The 16,165-nt window shown below is 60.5% G+C and carries 16 protein-coding genes; 10 read left to right on the top strand and 6 right to left on the bottom strand.

The window, feature by feature from the left end; all coding sequences use genetic code 11:
- The first annotated feature begins 198 nt into the window (after positions 1-198).
- Positions 199-2,400 carry a Mu transposase C-terminal domain-containing protein gene (locus tag U3654_RS05460; protein ID WP_324754338.1) on the top strand — a complete coding sequence of 734 codons (2,202 nt, stop codon included), beginning with the start codon at positions 199-201 and terminating at the stop codon, positions 2,398-2,400.
- Positions 2,400-3,440: a TniB family NTP-binding protein gene (locus U3654_RS05455; protein WP_324754337.1), complete on the top strand. Its 1,041-nt coding sequence runs from the start codon at positions 2,400-2,402 to the stop codon at positions 3,438-3,440. Before U3654_RS05460 ends, U3654_RS05455 begins: the two co-directional genes overlap by 1 nt.
- A gap of 371 nt (positions 3,441-3,811) precedes the next feature.
- Here the strand turns inward: U3654_RS05455 and U3654_RS05450 are convergent, their stop codons facing one another.
- The 3 genes from U3654_RS05450 to fabA form a co-directional block, all read right to left on the bottom strand.
- On the bottom strand, positions 3,812-4,633 hold the full coding sequence (locus U3654_RS05450; RefSeq protein ID WP_324754336.1) for an enoyl-ACP reductase: 822 nt from the start codon (positions 4,631-4,633) through the stop codon (positions 3,812-3,814).
- Positions 4,634-4,639: 6 nt separating this feature from the next.
- Entirely contained in the window at positions 4,640-5,869 is a 1,230-nt protein-coding gene (locus tag U3654_RS05445; RefSeq protein WP_324754335.1) for a beta-ketoacyl synthase N-terminal-like domain-containing protein, read from the bottom strand.
- A 114-nt stretch (positions 5,870-5,983) separates the two neighbouring features.
- A complete protein-coding gene (fabA, locus tag U3654_RS05440) occupies positions 5,984-6,493 on the bottom strand; it encodes a bifunctional 3-hydroxydecanoyl-ACP dehydratase/trans-2-decenoyl-ACP isomerase (RefSeq protein ID WP_324754334.1) in 510 nt (169 codons plus the stop codon).
- Between the two features lie 229 nt (positions 6,494-6,722).
- Between fabA and irrA the strand changes: the two genes are divergently transcribed.
- The 3 genes from irrA to U3654_RS05425 all read left to right on the top strand — a co-directional run bounded on the left by irrA (position 6,723) and on the right by U3654_RS05425 (position 8,788).
- A complete protein-coding gene (irrA, locus tag U3654_RS05435; protein ID WP_324754333.1) occupies positions 6,723-7,154 on the top strand; it encodes an iron response transcriptional regulator IrrA in 432 nt (143 codons plus the stop codon).
- Positions 7,154-8,140, top strand: coding sequence for an NADPH:quinone reductase (locus U3654_RS05430; RefSeq protein ID WP_324754332.1), 987 nt, complete (start codon positions 7,154-7,156; stop codon positions 8,138-8,140). The genes irrA and U3654_RS05430 overlap by 1 nt, the downstream gene beginning before the upstream one ends.
- 444 nt (positions 8,141-8,584) lie before the next feature.
- Positions 8,585-8,788, top strand: a complete 204-nt coding sequence (locus U3654_RS05425) for a hypothetical protein (protein WP_324754331.1) — start codon at positions 8,585-8,587, stop codon at positions 8,786-8,788.
- A gap of 308 nt (positions 8,789-9,096) precedes the next feature.
- On the opposite strand, the gene U3654_RS05420 is transcribed toward U3654_RS05425, so the two are convergent.
- Positions 9,097-9,525, bottom strand: a complete 429-nt coding sequence (locus U3654_RS05420) for a peptidylprolyl isomerase (protein WP_324754330.1) — start codon at positions 9,523-9,525, stop codon at positions 9,097-9,099.
- Positions 9,526-9,801: 276 nt separating this feature from the next.
- On the opposite strand from U3654_RS05420, the gene U3654_RS05415 reads away from it, so the two are divergent.
- From U3654_RS05415 to U3654_RS05395, 5 genes are read left to right on the top strand one after another with little or no spacing between them, the layout of a single operon-like run.
- The gene (locus U3654_RS05415; RefSeq protein WP_324754329.1) at positions 9,802-10,485 is read left to right on the top strand and encodes a haloacid dehalogenase type II; all 684 of its coding nucleotides are present in this window, start codon (positions 9,802-9,804) and stop codon (positions 10,483-10,485) included.
- A complete protein-coding gene (locus U3654_RS05410) occupies positions 10,486-11,316 on the top strand; it encodes an alpha/beta hydrolase (protein ID WP_324754328.1) in 831 nt (276 codons plus the stop codon).
- Positions 11,313-12,299, top strand: a complete 987-nt coding sequence (locus tag U3654_RS05405; RefSeq protein WP_324754327.1) for a threonine/serine dehydratase — start codon at positions 11,313-11,315, stop codon at positions 12,297-12,299. The genes U3654_RS05410 and U3654_RS05405 overlap by 4 nt, the downstream gene beginning before the upstream one ends.
- A complete protein-coding gene (locus tag U3654_RS05400; protein ID WP_324754326.1) occupies positions 12,296-13,495 on the top strand; it encodes an endonuclease/exonuclease/phosphatase family protein in 1,200 nt (399 codons plus the stop codon). The genes U3654_RS05405 and U3654_RS05400 overlap by 4 nt, the downstream gene beginning before the upstream one ends.
- Before the next feature lie 9 nt (positions 13,496-13,504).
- Positions 13,505-14,737 (top strand): mandelate racemase/muconate lactonizing enzyme family protein, encoded by a 1,233-nt coding sequence (locus tag U3654_RS05395; RefSeq protein ID WP_324754325.1) that lies wholly within the window; start codon positions 13,505-13,507, stop codon positions 14,735-14,737.
- Here U3654_RS05395 and U3654_RS05390 read toward each other — a convergent pair.
- Positions 14,728-15,162, bottom strand: coding sequence for a PACE efflux transporter (locus U3654_RS05390; RefSeq protein ID WP_324754324.1), 435 nt, complete (start codon positions 15,160-15,162; stop codon positions 14,728-14,730). The genes U3654_RS05395 and U3654_RS05390 overlap by 10 nt on opposite strands.
- Positions 15,163-15,232: 70 nt before the next feature.
- Complete coding sequence (locus U3654_RS05385) at positions 15,233-16,162, bottom strand: AEC family transporter (RefSeq protein ID WP_324754323.1); 930 nt, start codon at positions 16,160-16,162, stop codon at positions 15,233-15,235.
- Between the last annotated feature and the right edge of the window lie 3 nt (positions 16,163-16,165).

Below are 16,165 nucleotides of genomic sequence, written 5' to 3'. Positions count from 1 at the left end.
AAGTCGAGGCACTCAGAAGTCTGAGTCTGTGCTCCGCTATCTCCATCAACAATCTAACACGCAGCGTCACCAGCGTGACTGTAAATTGCAGACCGAGCGTGCTTCCCGCGTCGGTGAAAGGATCGTGACGAGAATGGACAACGTAAATTTGACCGCCGCCTTCCGCCGATATGAACACGCACTCAAAGGAGACCTCTGATGTCCTTCCACTACAATTTCGACAAGCATGATCTGCTTATCTACAATAACCAGCCTTACCGGTGGCTCGACCAAACCGAGCAAGGATTCCGCTTCGCCAGTGATGATGAGCTTGAGCAGGTTATTACCATCCGGCACGAAAAGATGTTGAGCCTTCTCGACAATCCAGAAGTGCGTATCGAGCGTGGCCATTTTGGCCGGTCCCGTGCTGCTGTCCGCCGCAATTCTGATACCGAATTTCTCGCCGATCTTCCGGTAAAGAAGCGGCTCAAGGCCATCTCTGACTGCGAACTGGCCCGGTTTGGCCAGAACCTGACCCTGAAGGGTGAGATGACCCTGAGTGATGCTAGCATGGAGGCGGCGCACCCTGAGCTGGCCGGGCATATGGCCGTCTGGGCTGCAAAACAGAAAATCGAAGAGAAGGTTCGCGACAAAACCCGCAACGTCAGCACAACGCAGAAAGACAAAGCTCACAAGCGGAAGGATGCACGACAAATCGTGACACAGTTCCAGCTTCCGTCCGTGAAGACATGGCGAAAATTGATCAAGATCGGCGTCCAGTGCGGATTCGACGCTCGCGCCTTCGTTCCCTGTCACAAGGCGAAGGGAAGAAAGGCACAGAGTCGGTTGAGCATGGAAGCTATGATCATCCTGCAAAAGGAGGTCGTTAAGTATGCAACCACTCTCCGTCCCAGCAAGCGCAAGATTGCCAGCAACGTCCGTGATGCGATCGACGTGCGCAACGAGGAGCGGGCGCTGGACGGGCTTGAGCCGTTGACCGCTCCCAGCGAGCGGACCGTTTATCGACAGATAGATTCACTGGATGCTTACACAGTCACATGCCAGCGTGAAGGTGTTGGCGTTGCCAACCGAAAGTTTGCGCTGAACATGTCTGGGCTTCAAGTCAGGTTTCCCATGGAAAGACTCGAAATCGATGAATGGAAGCTGGACGTCATGAATCTCGCAATTGCAAGTGGACGTGCCAAGGACATGACACCGGAGCAATTGAAGGCTCTCAAAAAACAGCGGCTCTGGGCCGTCGTCGTGATCGATTGCGCCACGCGATGTATCGTCGGCCTCACAGTTACGCAAAATCCAGGGGTCGAATCTGCACTTCGGGCCGTGGAAATGACAACGATGGATAAGACGGACTACGCGGCTTTCCACGGTGCTGTGGGGCTTTGGAACCAATGCGGCCTTGCGCGGACAGTAGCTTCTGACAATGGCGAATGGTTCATCTCCAGCGCATTCCAAGGCCCTGTCACCGACATCGGATGCGGTCTTCTCAACACGGTCGCAGGCGTTGCCATGCTCAGGGCCGCGGTCGAGCGGGTCTTCGGGACATGGAGCAAAACCATGATGGAAGAGCTTCCAGGACGCACCTTCGGCAATTTCATCGAGAAGGGCGATTACGATGCCAAGGGCAACGCCTGTCTGACCACAGACGAGATCACAGGTATCATGACCCGTTTCGTAGTCGACGTGTATCACAACCTGCCGCATGCAGGGCTTGGCGGGGAAACCCCGGCACGCGCCTGGGATCGATTGACCTCAACCTACGGCGTGGATCTTCCGCCGGATGGTTACGCACGTCGCGCTGCATTCGGGCTGCCCGGCAAGCGTCGTATCGGGAACCAAGGTATCACGTTGTTCGGTATCGAATATGCCAGCCCGCTTTTGCAAACCATCTTCCTTTCCAAAGGGAAAACTGATGTCGATGTGCGCGTCGACCCGAAAGATCTTGGGTGGGTGGCCATACGATGGGACGACAAGTGGCACCCTGTGAAAGCGAAACTGAGCTTTCTCGACAAGGTTCATCTGACAGACTGGGTCGCCACAGAGCGCGCCATGCGTGAACGTTTCCGGGGAGATGCTGATTTGGATCGCGAAATGGTCCGCACTGCTCTTCAAGACATCCGTGCAACGGTGGCAGCGGCTGCCAAGCGGCTCGATCTTGGACCCACATGTCTGAAAGATGCGGAAATCCACCGCCATCGTGACCAGCTTTTCAGAGGCATGAACATCATAGGGCAAGACAGCGATGATGTGACAGGTTCTGTGACCAAGATTGTCGACATCCTCTCCGATGAGCGCACGGATCAGATCTTGGACGCGAAGAGCCAAGTCCCTGCAGCCGCAGAGATAACAACTATTGCAACCATTGCCGACAATGAAGGCGGTGATGAGCCGGAGATATTCTGATGACACGAGCACAAAAGATCACCATCGAAAACATCAGAGTGGCGGCGTCTGCGGCGGCCACCCTCTCGAAACGATTTGTGAAGACCCAACAGCAGTCAGACATCCTCAACAAGCTCCTTCTCCTCCATGAAGAAAGGAATTGCCTAGTATCTCTAAAAGCGCTGCGAAAGATAGATGGTCTTGCACTTGTCGCACCGACAGGTGCCGGGAAAACCCGGACCTTGGAATGGGTGTTCGCCGAACTCGATCGACTCTCCGTTGGCACAGGCCCCGGTGGGCCCAACCCTGTAAAGATCGCGTCCGTTCGGGTCCGCACTCCTGCCACGCTCCGAACAGCCGCCGAGGCTGTGATGGATGAAATCGGTTATCCAACGACAACCAGGAATATGACCGACGCCACCCTGTCCGTGCTATGGGAGAAGGTTCACTATCAACTGAAAGCTCAGAAGGTTACTGTCCTGCATTTCGACGAGGCCCAGGATATCTGGGGCAACGCAAACAAGCCTCAACGCAAGGCCGTCATCAATACCTTGAAGTCCTTGTCACAGAACAAGGAATGGCCGGTCATCTTGGTGCTCTCGGGCACCGAGGAATTGAAGGAAATGCTCAATCAGGATCAGCAGCTCGGCCGCCGGATCAAACCGACCGAACTGCGACCCATCTCCAAGGCTACAGATGCGAAAGTGATCCGGACAGTGATCAAGAGCTTCACAACCGAGGTCGACCTGGAGGGCTTCATCGAAAACGATTCCAAGTTCATCGATCGTTTCTTCGTCGCCTGTTGCAACCGCCTCGGGATCGCGATCGACCTCATCATTGGTGCCATCCAACAGGCCAAATTGACCGAAGACCCTGCGCTTCTGGATCACCATTTCGCGCGAACCTTCACCCACCTTGCTGAATGCGACGACGCTATGAATCCTTTCCTGTCGGAGGATTGGCACAACATCGATGCATCTGTTCTTTTCGCGCAACCTGATGAGATGCAAGATGAAACACTGGTCACTCAGAAGAGTCCGCGCTTGGGAAAGGCAAGGTAGTTCAATGTGATCAGTAGCGTAAGAAGGCGGTGCCGATAGCCGCCCCTTTTGCCAGTCATTTCTCCGCCAAAAAACTGTTCGATCAAATTCAGAAAGCCCGGCCAATAGGTCGGGTTTTTTGTTGTCTAGCAGATGGTTGCCTATAATATGGCGTTTCTGTTCAACATTTTTTTGCGGACATGTTCTATGGCGAGCACGGACCATTTACTGCGTCAAACAAAATAGAGCTTTTGCATGTAGCTGATTTCACTCAACAATTAGGGGTTCTCAAAGTTCTTTGCGGAAAGTTTGTGTGGCACATGACAGGTTAAGTGTCATCTTGAGCGCCTGACCGGGCTCAACGACGCGGATCACCCCGCGCAACGCAGGTTTCAGAGGTTGTCGGCCTGCGGCATTCCCAGCACGTGATAGCCACCATCGACGCGGATAATTTCACCTGTCGTACAGGCGCCTGCATCCGAGGCGAGGTATACAGCCGTGCCGCCAATCGCCTCCAGCGTTGCATTGGCGCGCAGCGGCGCGTTCATGTCTGTATGCTTGAAGGTGCGCCGCGCACCGCCGATGGCCGCGCCTGCCAGTGTCTTCATCGGACCAGGCGAGATGGCATTGACGCGGATCCCGTCGGGTCCGAGATCATTGGCAAGGTAACGCGTCGCGCTCTCCAGCGCCGCCTTGGCCACACCCATCACATTATAGCTGGGAACGACGCGGTTGCTGCCCTGATAAGTCAGCGTCAGCAGGGTGCCACCATTTTCCACCATCATCGGGTGCGCACGCCGCGCCACGTCGATAAAGCTATAGCAAGAGATATCGAGAGAGTGTTTGAAATTCGCGCGGCTGGTATTCAGGATGCGGCCCGTCAACTCGGATTTATCTGAAAAAGCAATGGCATGCACGACGAAGTCAATCTTCGGCCAGCGCTTTGCCAGCGCGTCGAAACCGGCGTCGAGTGACGCATCGTCGGTTACGTCCATATCGACCATGAAATCGGACCCAACTGATGCCGCCAATGGCTCCAGCCGCTTACCGAACGCTTCGCCCTGATAACTAAAGGCCAGTTCGGCACCCGCCGCGTGCATCGCGCGTGCGATGCCCCACGCGATCGAGCGGTCGTTGGCGACGCCCATGATAAGCCCGCGCTTGCCCTGCATCGGCAAGGTGGCGGTCGGCAAGTCCGAAGATGTCTGTGTCATGCGCGCCTATCCGTGAAATTTGCTGAGCAGCATCGAGCCGTTGGTGCCGCCGAAGCCAAAGGAATTCGTCATCACCGTATCGAGGTTTGCGTTATCGACGCGCGCCGTCGCCACCTCGGCCGGATCGAGCGCCGGATCGAGGTTTTCAACGTTAATCGAAGGGATTATAAAGTCATGTTCAAGTGCCAGCAGGCAATAGATCGCCTCCTGTGCGCCGGTCGCGCCCTGGCTGTGGCCGGTCATCGACTTGGTCGAGCTGATCGGTGGTGTGGACCCTTGGCCAAAGACGCGGCGCACTGCCTCGACCTCGCCGACGTCGCCCACCGGCGTCGAGGTGCCGTGCGCATTGATATAGCTAACCTTGCGGTCCTCGCCCAGCGTGCGCAGCGCGCCGCGCATCGCCCGCTCGCCACCCTCACCCGAGGGCGCGACCATATCGGCGCCGTCGGATGTAGCAGCAAAACCAGTAACTTCGGCGTAGATCTTCGCGCCGCGTGCCTGCGCATGGTCCAGCGATTCCAGCACCAGCATGGCGCCGCCGCCCGAAATGACAAACCCGTCCCGGCCCGCGTCAAATGCACGCGAGGCTTTCTCAGGCGTGTCGTTATATTTCGACGACATCGCGCCCATCGCATCGAATAGGCAGGACAGTGTCCAGTCCAACTCTTCGCCGCCGCCGCCAAACATCACGTCTTGATTGCCTATCGCAATCTGCTGCGCCGCCATACCGATGCAATGCAGCGAGGTCGAGCAGGCCGAGGTAATCGAGAAGTTCATGCCCTTGATCTGGTGCGCGGTAGCGAGGTTCGCGCTGACCGTGGACGACATGCATTTGGGTACGGCGAACGGCCCGATCCGCTTGGTCGCGCCGGTCTTTAGCACAGTCTGATGCGCGATCAGCATCGCGCTGGTCGACGGGCCGCCAGATCCAGCAATAAGGCCGGTCATGGGGTTCACCACGTCTGATGGCTCCAGCCCGGCATCGGCAATGGCCTGCTCCATCGCGATATGTGCGTAGGCGGCGCCTGGGCCCATAAAGCGCAGCGTGCGCTTGTCCACATGCTCAGCTACGTCCAGGTCAATCGCCCCGGCCACGCGGCTGCGAAAGCCATGCTCGGCCATTTCCTCGTTCGCGGTGATGCCGGATCGCCCTGCTTTTAGCGATGCCAGCACCTCATCCGCACTGTTGCCAATGGATGAAACGATCCCCAGCCCTGTAACCACGACGCGGCGCATGGCGCACTCCTTTGGATATTATCAATCCTCTTTAGGGCAGCGGGGCCTTTGGATGCAACCCGTTCGCGTGCCTCGCGAGCGACGCGGATGCAACGCTGTAAATGGCCCCTGCCCTCAGCTTTCGCTTAGCGCGACCTTCATGTCCTTGACGAGGTAGATCACCTCACCATCCGCTTCGACCCGGCCATCGGCCACGCCCATCGTCAGGCGGCGGCTCTGCACGGCCTTGGTGAAATCGACGTGATAGGTCAGCATCTTGCGGTCTGGGCGCACCATGCCGGTCAGTTTGACCTCGCCCACGCCCAGCGCATAACCGCGCCCCTGCCAGCCGCGCCAGCCAAGGTTAAAGCCGGTCAGTTGCCAAAGGCCATCAAGGCCAAGACAGCCGGGCATGATCGGGTTGCCCGGAAAATGGCAGTCAAAGAACCACAGGTCGGGCGTGATATCGAATTCGGCAGTGATGTGGCCTTTGCCATGCGCTCCGCCATCGGAGGAGACATCCGTGATCCGATCCATCATCAGCATCGGCGGCTCGGGCAACTGGGCGTTTCCGGGGCCAAAAAGCTCGCCACGGGCGCATTTCAGCAGGTCTTCTTTTGCGAAGTGCGTCGGATAGTCGGCCATTCAGGCGGTCCCTTTCGAGAGGATGTTGCGGGGTGCACTGGTCTTGGGCCCCGATTGCGCCATATGCCTCTAGCATCCGTGCGCGCGTTCTTGCAAGCCCGCCGACTGGCCGCGCGGATTGCCCCGGCCTAGGCGCGGGCGCATTTGGAATGATTTGTCCCGTTTTCGTTTGAATTCCGGGGGTATTGCGCCCTATATGGTTTCAATGAGAGTAAGTCGCAGGTAGCACATGACACGCCCAGCATCCCCTCACCCCGAACAGCGCGGCACCGATTGGTTGTCCGGCGCGGGTCTGCGCCCGACGCGCCAGCGTGTGGCGCTTGCCAGCCTGCTGATCGGCGACGGCCAGCATCGTCACGTCACCGCCGAGAGCCTGTTTGCCGATGTGCAGAAATGTGGCGAAAGCGTTTCGCTGGCCACCGTCTACAATACGCTGCGCGCGTTTTGTGACGCGGGGCTGATGCAGGAGGTTCTCGTGGACGGCACGAAATCCTATTTCGACACCAACACCCACGACCACCCCCATTTCTACTGGGAGGACGAAAACCGGCTCAGCGACGCGCCTGCCGACCAGTTGGAAATCACACGCCTGCCCGATGCCCCCGAAGGCGCCGAGATCGCGTCAGTCGACGTGGTAATCCGCCTGCGCCGCCGCAGCTGATGCGCGCCGCGTTATATAACCGCTTTGGCCCCGCCGCCGACGTGATCGAGCTGGGCGAAATCGCCACGCCTGACCCCGCCCCCGGTGAGGTCCGCGTCAAGCTGCAATTCTCGGGCGTGAATCCATCTGATGCCAAGGCACGCAGTGGCACCCGTCCCGGCGTGACCAAACCGCCCTATCCGCAGGTGATCCCCCATTCCGACGGCGCGGGCGTTATCGACGCCTTGGGCGATGGCGTGGACCAAGCCCGCCTGGGTCAGCCCGTCTGGATCTGGAACGGCGCGTGGCACCGCGCGTTCGGCACGGCGGCTGAATACATCTGCCTGCCCGCGGCGCAGGCCGTGGCGATGCCGAGTGGCCTTGACCCGCAAATCGGCGCCGTGCTGGGCATACCCGGCCTGACAGCGGCGCAAACCGTGTTTGGCGGTGGTGACGTCACCGGCCAGACCCTGCTGATCAGCGGCGGTGCGGGTGCGGTCGGCCATAACGCTGTGCAACTGGCCAAATGGGGCGGCGCGCGCGTCATCGCGACGTGCAGCGCAGGCGGAATGGAGCGGGTGCGCAGCACCGGCGCCGACGCTGTGTTGGACTACGCGGACCCGGATCTGGCCTCGAAAATCACCGAAGCCTCTGGCGGCGAAGGCATCGACCGCGCCGTCGAGGTCGAATTCGGCCAGAACGCGCCCCTTCTGGGCGAGGTCATGGCGCCCCTCGGCACGATTGCCGCCTATGGCTCGGGCAAGGATATGACGCCGACGCTGCCTTTTGGCGCGTTTTTGTTCAAGGCGCTCAAGATCGACATCACGTTGATTTACCTTCTGCCAGATACCCAGCGCGAGACGATCATCGCGCGCCTCCATTCGGCCCTGTCAGCAGGCGCGCTGACGCCTGCAATCGATACGGTTTACAGCCTGCAAGACTGCGCCAAGGCGCACGACGCAGTGATGACACCCGGGCGCGCTGGGGCTGTGCTGTTGCGGATTTAAGCCGAGATATGGCTAAGACGCCTTACCTTGATCTGTCCTGAGAACACAGTGGCCGACCCTTCCCAGCGATGAATAAGGCCGCAGAAGCTGGGCTGCCATCTATGCGGGCCGCCGTGTCGCACAAGGCGATGCGAACATTCCGGCCAGACCTTCCGCTATCTCGAACTATCCTGATCGGCAGCTTTCAGCCGATGTCGCGCCGCAGAGGGTCAACCTTAACGTGCGTCAATGCGGTTCCCTTTTCCCGAAGCTAGATTTGAGTCGTGCGCATCAGTCTTTGGGAGGGACTCGCGCGCTAAGTCTTTCGACGGCGCTCCTGCGAAAAGCTGCGTGTGGACTGAGGTCTGCAACCAGCTTTGAGCGTGAGTGCCGTCGGTTTTTCCGTCAGGGTACCTTTCCTAGAAAGGGTCCCTGACGTCACCTGCTAGTAGAAACGAGGCTGCCATGACAACGCTTACACTTGAAGATAATTTGAGCGAACTGGAACGTCAGATCGCTACGGCCAGCACAGTGGAAAAGAAGCGCGCTGCGCGCCATTTGTATAATCTGATCGACGCTACCCAGCAGAGATATACGCCCCAGCAGAAACCCACGCTTATGCCATCGCATTCTGATGAGGACTTGTTGTTCGACAACGTCCCCCTCTGAGTTGCGCGACCGGGCGCGGGTCAGACGATGCTTGATAGAACGATTTGCGACGCGGTGCGGCCCGCGGCTGGTGGCCATTGCCGCACCGCAGGCTGACATTTGGCAGTTGTAATGCATCAAGGATACCAACGACATGCGGCGATCTATCGCTTTGTCATGTCGTGGAACAAATGTTTGTCCCTATGCCGATAAGTGTCAAGTTCGCCTCACACCGGCCAATTCAAGCGCAGACACGCCCTGCCATCGCAAAAAGCCCCGAATTTTCATCCGGGGCCTTTCGCATTGTTAGTCAGTTCGCCACTTCGCCCTTAGGCGATCGCGACCAGTTCGATGTCAAACGTCAGGTCTTTGCCCGCAAGCGCGTGGTTGGCGTCAAGCGTGACATGCTCTTCGGTCACTTCCACCACGGTCACCGGCAGCACCTGACCGTTTTCGGTCTGCACCTGTAGCTGCGTGCCCGGGTCCAGCGGGATATCCGCGGGGATACCCTCGCGCGGGACTTGCTGCGTTGCATTCGGGTCGACCTGACCATAGGCCTGATCGGCGGGCACTTCGACTTTCTTCTTTTCGCCGATGGCCATGCCGGGGATCGCCGTGTCGAGGCCGGGGATGATCTGGCCCGAGCCGACTTCGAATGCCAGCGGATCGCGCCCATCGCTGCTGTCAAAGACAGTGCCGTCGGTCAGTGTGCCGGTGTAGTGAATATGGACAGTATCGCCCGCTTTTACTTCGGTCATGGATAGACTCCAGTTCTGATTTTATTGGGATGAGTTGAATGGCAAGGCCGCGCCGCGCGCGGGTGCTTGTGTGAATTGACGACGGATGTAGCAACAGCGGCGGCCAATTGCAAACGGGTGGCCGCAAATAAGACGCTAAGAGGCTGTATCAAAACGAAGGTTTTCCCTGGGAACCGGGCGCGCGTCTGGCCCTCACCCGCGCTCCTGCCCATTTCCACCCTTTCGCGGTCATTCCATCCATGCCAGTCTGATCCGAACCCAAGCCCCGGAGCGCCAATGCCGATCACCACCTGCATCTTCGACGCCTATGGCACGTTGTTGGACGTCGCCGCAGCCGCGCGCATCGCAGCCGCTGAACCGGGGCAGGAAAAGCTGGCCGAATGCTGGCCGCGCATTGCACAGAATTGGCGGCTGCGGCAGCTGCACTACACTTGGCTGCGCACGATCATGGACGATCATGCCGATTTCTGGATCATCACCGAGGATGCGCTTGATTGGGCGCTGGAGGCCGAGGGGATCGACGATACCGCCCTGCGCGCCCGCCTTCTCGCGCTCTACCGCGAATTGGAGGCTTATCCCGACGTCGCCCCCATGCTGCGGGCATTGAAAGCGGCGGGGCTGAACACCGCGATCCTGTCGAACGGCACGCCCGACATGCTGACGGCGGCGGTGACCTCTGCCGGTATCGGCGGCGATCTGGACGATATTCTGTCGGTCGAAATGTGCGGCATCTACAAGCCCGCAAGCGCGGTCTATGACATGGTCGGTCGCCGCTTTGCCTGCGCGCCGGGCGAGGTGTTGTTCGTGTCCTCCAACGGCTGGGATGCAGCGGCGGCAGCGGCCTACGGGTTCACCGTCGCTTGGGTCAATCGCGCGGGCGAGCCGGTCGAGCGTCTGCCGGGCAAGCCCGCGCATGTCCTGCCGGACCTAAGCCGCATCCCCGCACTGGCAGGCGTCTGAATGGCGCGCTTTGACACATCGGACGGGCTGAGCCTGAATTACAGCGACGAGGGTGCTGGCCCTGCGATCCTCTGCCTTGCCGGGCTGACGCGCAATTCGGGCGATTTTCGCTTTGTGATGCCGTTTCTGGCCGGATACCGCGTGATCCGCATGGATTATCGCGGGCGAGGCTGCTCGGATTACGCGGATGACATCACGACCTATTGCGTCCCTCAGGAGGCGGCGGATGCAATCGCTCTGCTGGATCATCTGGGAATTGCGCGCGCCACGATCCTTGGCACCTCGCGCGGCGGGCTGATTGCGATGCTGCTAGGGGCGACGCAGCCCCAACGGCTGAGCGGCGCGATCCTCAACGATATCGGCCCCGAGATCGCCCCCGGAGGCCTGGACCGGATCATGGAGTTTGTCGGCCAGCGACCGAATTTTCCCGACTACGACGCGGCGGCCGATGGGCTGAAGGCCGCGCAGGAGCCGCGCTTTCCGCGTGTCACGCGCGACCGCTGGCGCATACATGCCGAGCTGATCTGGGCCCAGCGCAAGGATGGGCTGGACCTGCGCTATGATCCGCGCCTGCGCGAGGCGCTGATCGGTCAGGCGGGCGCTGGCCCGGTTCCTGATCTCTGGGACTTATGGGATGAACTGGCGACACTGCCGCTGACCGTGCTGCATGGCGCGAATTCCGACATCTTGAACGCGGATATCCTCAGCCGGATGCAGGCCCGCGCACCAGACATGCGCGCCGTCACGGTGCCGGATCGCGGCCATGTGCCGTTCCTCGACGAAGCCGAGGCGCTAAACGGAATCCTCACCCATCTGAAAGACCACGCATGAGCGATATCGACATGATCCGCGCCGCCGCCGCCCGCCTCAAGGGGCATGCGCGGCGCACCCCCTTGCTATCCTCACCCTTCCTTGATCGCATCGCCGGGCGGCGTGTCTGGGTCAAGCCGGAGTGCCTGCAACATACCGGCAGCTTCAAGTATCGTGGCGGGTATGCCGCCGTCTCGGCGCTGGATAATGCCACGCGCGCGCGTGGCGTGCTGGCCTTTTCCTCGGGCAATCATGCGCAGGGCGTGGCGCTGGCCGCTGCGCAGCATGACGTGCCGGCACTCATTGTCATGCCCGCCGACGCGCCCAGCATGAAGATCGCCAACACCCGCGCTTTGGGCGCCGAAGTCGTGCTCTATGACCGCGTCGCAGGCGAAAGCCGCGATGAACTGGGCGCGCAATTGAAGGCCGAGCGCAATCTCACCCTGATCCGCCCCTATGACGAGCCGCAAGTGATCGCGGGTCAGGGCACGACAGGTCTTGAAATTGCCGAGGACGCGGCGCTGCGCGGCATCGCGCGCGCTGACGTTCTGGTCTGCTGCGGCGGCGGTGGCCTGACCTCGGGCATCGCGCTGGCGCTGGAGGCCGAAGCACCCGGCCTGACCGCCCGCCCCTGCGAGCCAGAAGAATTCGACGATGTGACCCGGTCGCTGGCATCGGGCGAAATCCGGGCCAACACGCGCATCTCCGGTGGCCTCTGCGATGCGATCATCACGCCGCAGCCGGGCGACATCACGTTCCCGATCATGCGCCGCCTGTGCGGCCCCGGTCTGGTCGTTTCCGAAGAGGAAGCGTTGCACGCCATGGCGCTGGCATGGGGCCGCCTGAAACTGGTGGCCGAACCCGGCGGCGCGGTGGCGCTGGCTGCGGCGCTGTTCCGTCCAGATCAGATGACCGGCGACGACGTGATCGTCACCATATCTGGCGGCAACGTGGATGCAAACGTGTTCCAGCGCGCGCTGAGCAGCTATGGGGGCCTTGAATGACCGAGTTCACCATCGGCAGTTTCAACGTCAAGAACCTGATCGGGCCGGACAAGGAATACTATAAATTCCAGACCTACACGCCCGAGGAGTACGCGTGGAAAGAGGATTGGCTGGCCGATCAACTGCTGACTATGGACGCCGATATCGTCGGGTTTCAAGAGATATTCGAAGAAGAGCCGCTGCGCGCCGTGATAGACGAGGCAAGTCGGCGCGCCGAAATCCTGAACGCCGCGTCAGTGCCGGATAAATCCAAGCGCTATCACCGCAAGGTCATTTTCCGCAAACTCAGCGTCGAGCCTTATGCGGGCGCGGCCCTCGCCTTTGCTCCCAATGCCGCCGATGACGGCACGCCGGGCAAGCGGCGGCCCGGCCTGGCCATCCTGTCGCGGTTGGGATTTGTCGGCGAACCTGAAATCATTCAGGACCTCGCGCAGCCGCTCACCATTCCATTTTCACCCCTGCGCGGGCTGGAAGGCGACGCTGGCCAGTTCACGCTGCGCCGCCTGTCGCGCCCCATCCTGAAGGTGCGCGTGCCGGTGGGCGAGCAGATAATCACCGTCTTTAACTGCCACCTGAAATCCAAGCTGGGCGAATACATCACGCCCGAAGGTGCGGAATACGCCCCCGAGGCCGACCTCACCCATTATGATCCCATTGGCCGCGCCATGGGCAGCCTGCGCGCTGCGATCCGCCGCATGGCCGAGGCTTGGGTGCTACGCGCGCTTATCGTGGACGAATTAAACGCAGGTCATCCCGTCATGGTCATGGGCGATTTCAACGATGGCGAACACGCCGTCAGTTCCGAGATCATCGCAGGCGAGGCGCCGTTCAAAAACTACCAATGGATGCTGCGCCACGACGCGCAAAACGCAGGTGATCGCTATAGCGAGGAAGAGCACCGGCAGATCACCGAGGATGTCGAGGCGGTGCGCCTGCACTCTGCCGAGAAGATGTTCGTGCGCAAAAGCGCGCGCGACATGGTTTATACGTCTGCCTTTGGCGGTGTGTTCGAATCCATCGACCAGATCTATATGTCGCGACATTTCCATCCCGATCATGACGCGCGCCTCGGCGAGATGACGTATTTCAGCGCCCTCAATGACCATTTGACCGACGGCAGCCACCCCGAGGCGCCCTATAACAAGCTGGCCTCGGACCATGGCCAGATCGTCGCCCATATGCGCCTGCACGACTAAGGATACCTCATGCGCCTATCTACCCTCGACATCATCGTGACCGCGCCCCCCGCCCCCGGCTGGGGTGGGCGCTACTGGATTCTCGTCAAGGTGCGCACCGACACGGGCATTACCGGCTGGGGCGAATGCTATGCGGCCTCCGTCGGTCCCGAAGCGATGCGCGCCGTGATCGAGGACGTGTTTGAGCGGCACATGGCCGGCGAGAACCCCGAGAATATCGAGATGATGTTCCGCCGCGTCTATTCCTCCGGCTTCACCCAGCGACCCGACCTGACCGTCATGGGCGCATTTTCAGGGCTGGAAATCGCCTGCTGGGATATCCTCGGCAAGGCGCGAAATCGCCCGGTCCATGCCCTGCTGGGTGGGCGCATGAATGATCGCATCCGCGCCTACAGCTACCTCTATCCCCTGCCCCATCATGACGAGGATCAGTTCTGGTCCTCGCCCGACATGGCCGCCGAAAGCGCGGCCGAGTTGGTGGATGAGGGCTATACTGCGGTCAAGTTTGATCCCGCAGGCCCTTATACCTTGCGCGGCGGGCACATGCCGTCGCTCAGGGATATCGAGCAATCCGTGCAATTCTGCGCCGCCATACGCGACGCAGTGGGCAATCGCGCCGATCTGCTGTTTGGCACGCATGGGCAATTCACGACCGCAGGCGCAATTCGGCTGGGCCGCGCCATCGCGCCCTATGACCCGCTCTGGTACGAGGAACCCATTCCGCCTGACAATGTCGCCGCCATGGCGCGCGTCGCGGCGGCCACCGGCCTGCCCATCGCCACAGGCGAGCGCCTGTGTACCAAGGCCGAATTCGCGCCCGTCCTGCGCGAAGGTGCCGCCAGCATCCTGCAACCCGCGTTGGGCCGCGCTGGAGGTATCTGGGAGTGCAAGAAAATAGCGGCTATGGCCGAGGTCTATAACGCGCAGATCGCGCCGCATCTTTATGCCGGGCCTATTGAGTGGGCGGCGAATGTGCAGCTGGCGGCCTCTATCCCAAACCTCTTGATGGCGGAAACCATCGACACCGAATTCCACCGCGACCTGATCCGCGATTCAATCCGCATCGAGAACGGTTATATCACCGTGCCGGATACCCCCGGCCTTGGCATCGAGGTGGATGAGGATCTGGCGCGCGCGCACCCATATCGCGGTGAGGGGCTGCATCTGGAAATGACGGAAAGCCCGTGCAACTACCACGGGCCAAACGCCTTTACCGGCGGCGCGCCGCGCGATCAGGACTGACGCACGCGGGCCTCGCCGGGGATCGGGAATATGACGTCGTAGAGCCAGTTATAGATGAACGCATAAACGAGGTAGAACAATGCAAAGGCGATATCCATCCAGAACGCGTCGATCAGGCTAATCCTCAGATACCACGCGATAAAGGGCATCAGCACCAGCAACAAACCGAATTCGAACAGGATCGAATGGATCACCCGCAGGCCCAGACCTTTCTGCGTATGTCCCACGCGGGCGTGCATCACGCGATCAAATATCAGGTTGTATAGGTAGGTCCACAGCGTCGCCAGAGTGGCGCTGACAACGGCGACAATGCCCATGTCTTGGATCGGCAGGCCAAACGCCCAGCCGCCGACAGGCACAACGATGGCGAGGCCCAAACCCTCAAAGATCAGCGCATGACGGATGCGGTCGGCAGTGCTGCGCATGACGCGCTCCTTGATAAGGGTGTGGCCGAGCCTTATCGCTGGCAGTCTGCCACTGCAACATGAGGTTGGCTTAGGGCAGCATCCCCAGCCAGACCCACGCCGACAGGATTGACAGCGCCGTTCCGATCAGGACCGCCGACGCGGCGACGCGGCGCGCGGCGCCATACATGTTGGCGAATATGTAAGCGTTGACCCCCGGTGCCATCGCCCCGGTCAAAACCGCGCTGCGCATCGCACCTGCTGGCAGGTTAAACAGCGTCCCAAGCCCCAGCGTGATCGCGGGATGCACCACCAGCGATACGGCACAAACCATCGCAATCACCCGCAGATCGCCCTCAGGGCGGTACTGCACCAGCACTCCGCCAAGGCCAAAGAGCGCGGCAGGCAGTGCCGCGCCAGAGATTAGGTCCAGCCCCTCCTGCATGGTGGCGGGCAGCGACAGGCCGCTTATATTGACGATAAAACCGAGGCCGATTCCGATGATCAGCGCGTTGGAAAATATCGCCTTCAGCACCTTGCGCGCGACGCCGCCAGCGGCAGTTTCGCGGGCGCGCACGATCTCCATCGCGGTAATACCGACGCCGTAGCAAAATGGCGAATGCAGCGCGATGATGGCAAAGTTGGCCGAGAGGGCATCGGTGCCGTAGGCCCTCTCGGTTATGGGCAGGCCCAGAAGGACGGTGTTGGAAAAGAGGCAACAAAAGCCGATGGCGATGGCCTGATCCCAAGGGCGACCAAAGATCACGCGCGCGCCAAACGTCCCAAGGGCAAAGCCCGCCAGTGCCCCCACGTAAAAGCTGATCAGGAGTGGCGCGTTAAAGCTCTGCGCCAGATCGAGTTGCGAGATGGCGGTGAACAGCAGGCAGGGAATGGCAAAGTTCTGCGTGAACCGGATCAACCCATCGACGCCCGACTGCGCGAACCAGCCCATCCAGACCACCAGATACCCAGCCCCAATCACGACAAAGACCGGCAGGACGACATCCAATAGCGCGCTCAAACC

It is taken from the genome of Roseovarius sp. Pro17, from assembly GCF_035599575.1.
In the GTDB taxonomy this organism is placed as follows: Bacteria; Pseudomonadota; Alphaproteobacteria; order Rhodobacterales; family Rhodobacteraceae; genus Roseovarius.
Note: the sequence above shows the minus strand (reverse complement) of the source record. Positions and strands in the feature narration are given on the sequence as shown.

Excerpts from the sequence above, each read along its gene's own strand:
- irrA (WP_324754333.1), top strand. The coding sequence starts at position 6,723 with ATGACACGCCCAGCATCCCCTCACCCCGAACAGCGCGGCACCGATTGG.
- U3654_RS05460 (WP_324754338.1), top strand. The coding sequence starts at position 199 with ATGTCCTTCCACTACAATTTCGACAAGCATGATCTGCTTATCTACAAT.
- U3654_RS05455 (WP_324754337.1), top strand. The coding sequence starts at position 2,400 with ATGACACGAGCACAAAAGATCACCATCGAAAACATCAGAGTGGCGGCG.
- U3654_RS05400 (WP_324754326.1), top strand. The coding sequence starts at position 12,296 with ATGACCGAGTTCACCATCGGCAGTTTCAACGTCAAGAACCTGATCGGG.
- U3654_RS05420 (WP_324754330.1), bottom strand. The coding sequence starts at position 9,525 with ATGACCGAAGTAAAAGCGGGCGATACTGTCCATATTCACTACACCGGC.
- U3654_RS05425 (WP_324754331.1), top strand. The coding sequence starts at position 8,585 with ATGACAACGCTTACACTTGAAGATAATTTGAGCGAACTGGAACGTCAG.
- U3654_RS05405 (WP_324754327.1), top strand. The coding sequence starts at position 11,313 with ATGAGCGATATCGACATGATCCGCGCCGCCGCCGCCCGCCTCAAGGGG.
- fabA (WP_324754334.1), bottom strand. The coding sequence starts at position 6,493 with ATGGCCGACTATCCGACGCACTTCGCAAAAGAAGACCTGCTGAAATGC.
- U3654_RS05415 (WP_324754329.1), top strand. The coding sequence starts at position 9,802 with ATGCCGATCACCACCTGCATCTTCGACGCCTATGGCACGTTGTTGGAC.
- U3654_RS05395 (WP_324754325.1), top strand. The coding sequence starts at position 13,505 with ATGCGCCTATCTACCCTCGACATCATCGTGACCGCGCCCCCCGCCCCC.
- U3654_RS05390 (WP_324754324.1), bottom strand. The coding sequence starts at position 15,162 with ATGCGCAGCACTGCCGACCGCATCCGTCATGCGCTGATCTTTGAGGGT.
- U3654_RS05430 (WP_324754332.1), top strand. The coding sequence starts at position 7,154 with ATGCGCGCCGCGTTATATAACCGCTTTGGCCCCGCCGCCGACGTGATC.
- U3654_RS05445 (WP_324754335.1), bottom strand. The coding sequence starts at position 5,869 with ATGCGCCGCGTCGTGGTTACAGGGCTGGGGATCGTTTCATCCATTGGC.
- U3654_RS05450 (WP_324754336.1), bottom strand. The coding sequence starts at position 4,633 with ATGACACAGACATCTTCGGACTTGCCGACCGCCACCTTGCCGATGCAG.
- U3654_RS05410 (WP_324754328.1), top strand. The coding sequence starts at position 10,486 with ATGGCGCGCTTTGACACATCGGACGGGCTGAGCCTGAATTACAGCGAC.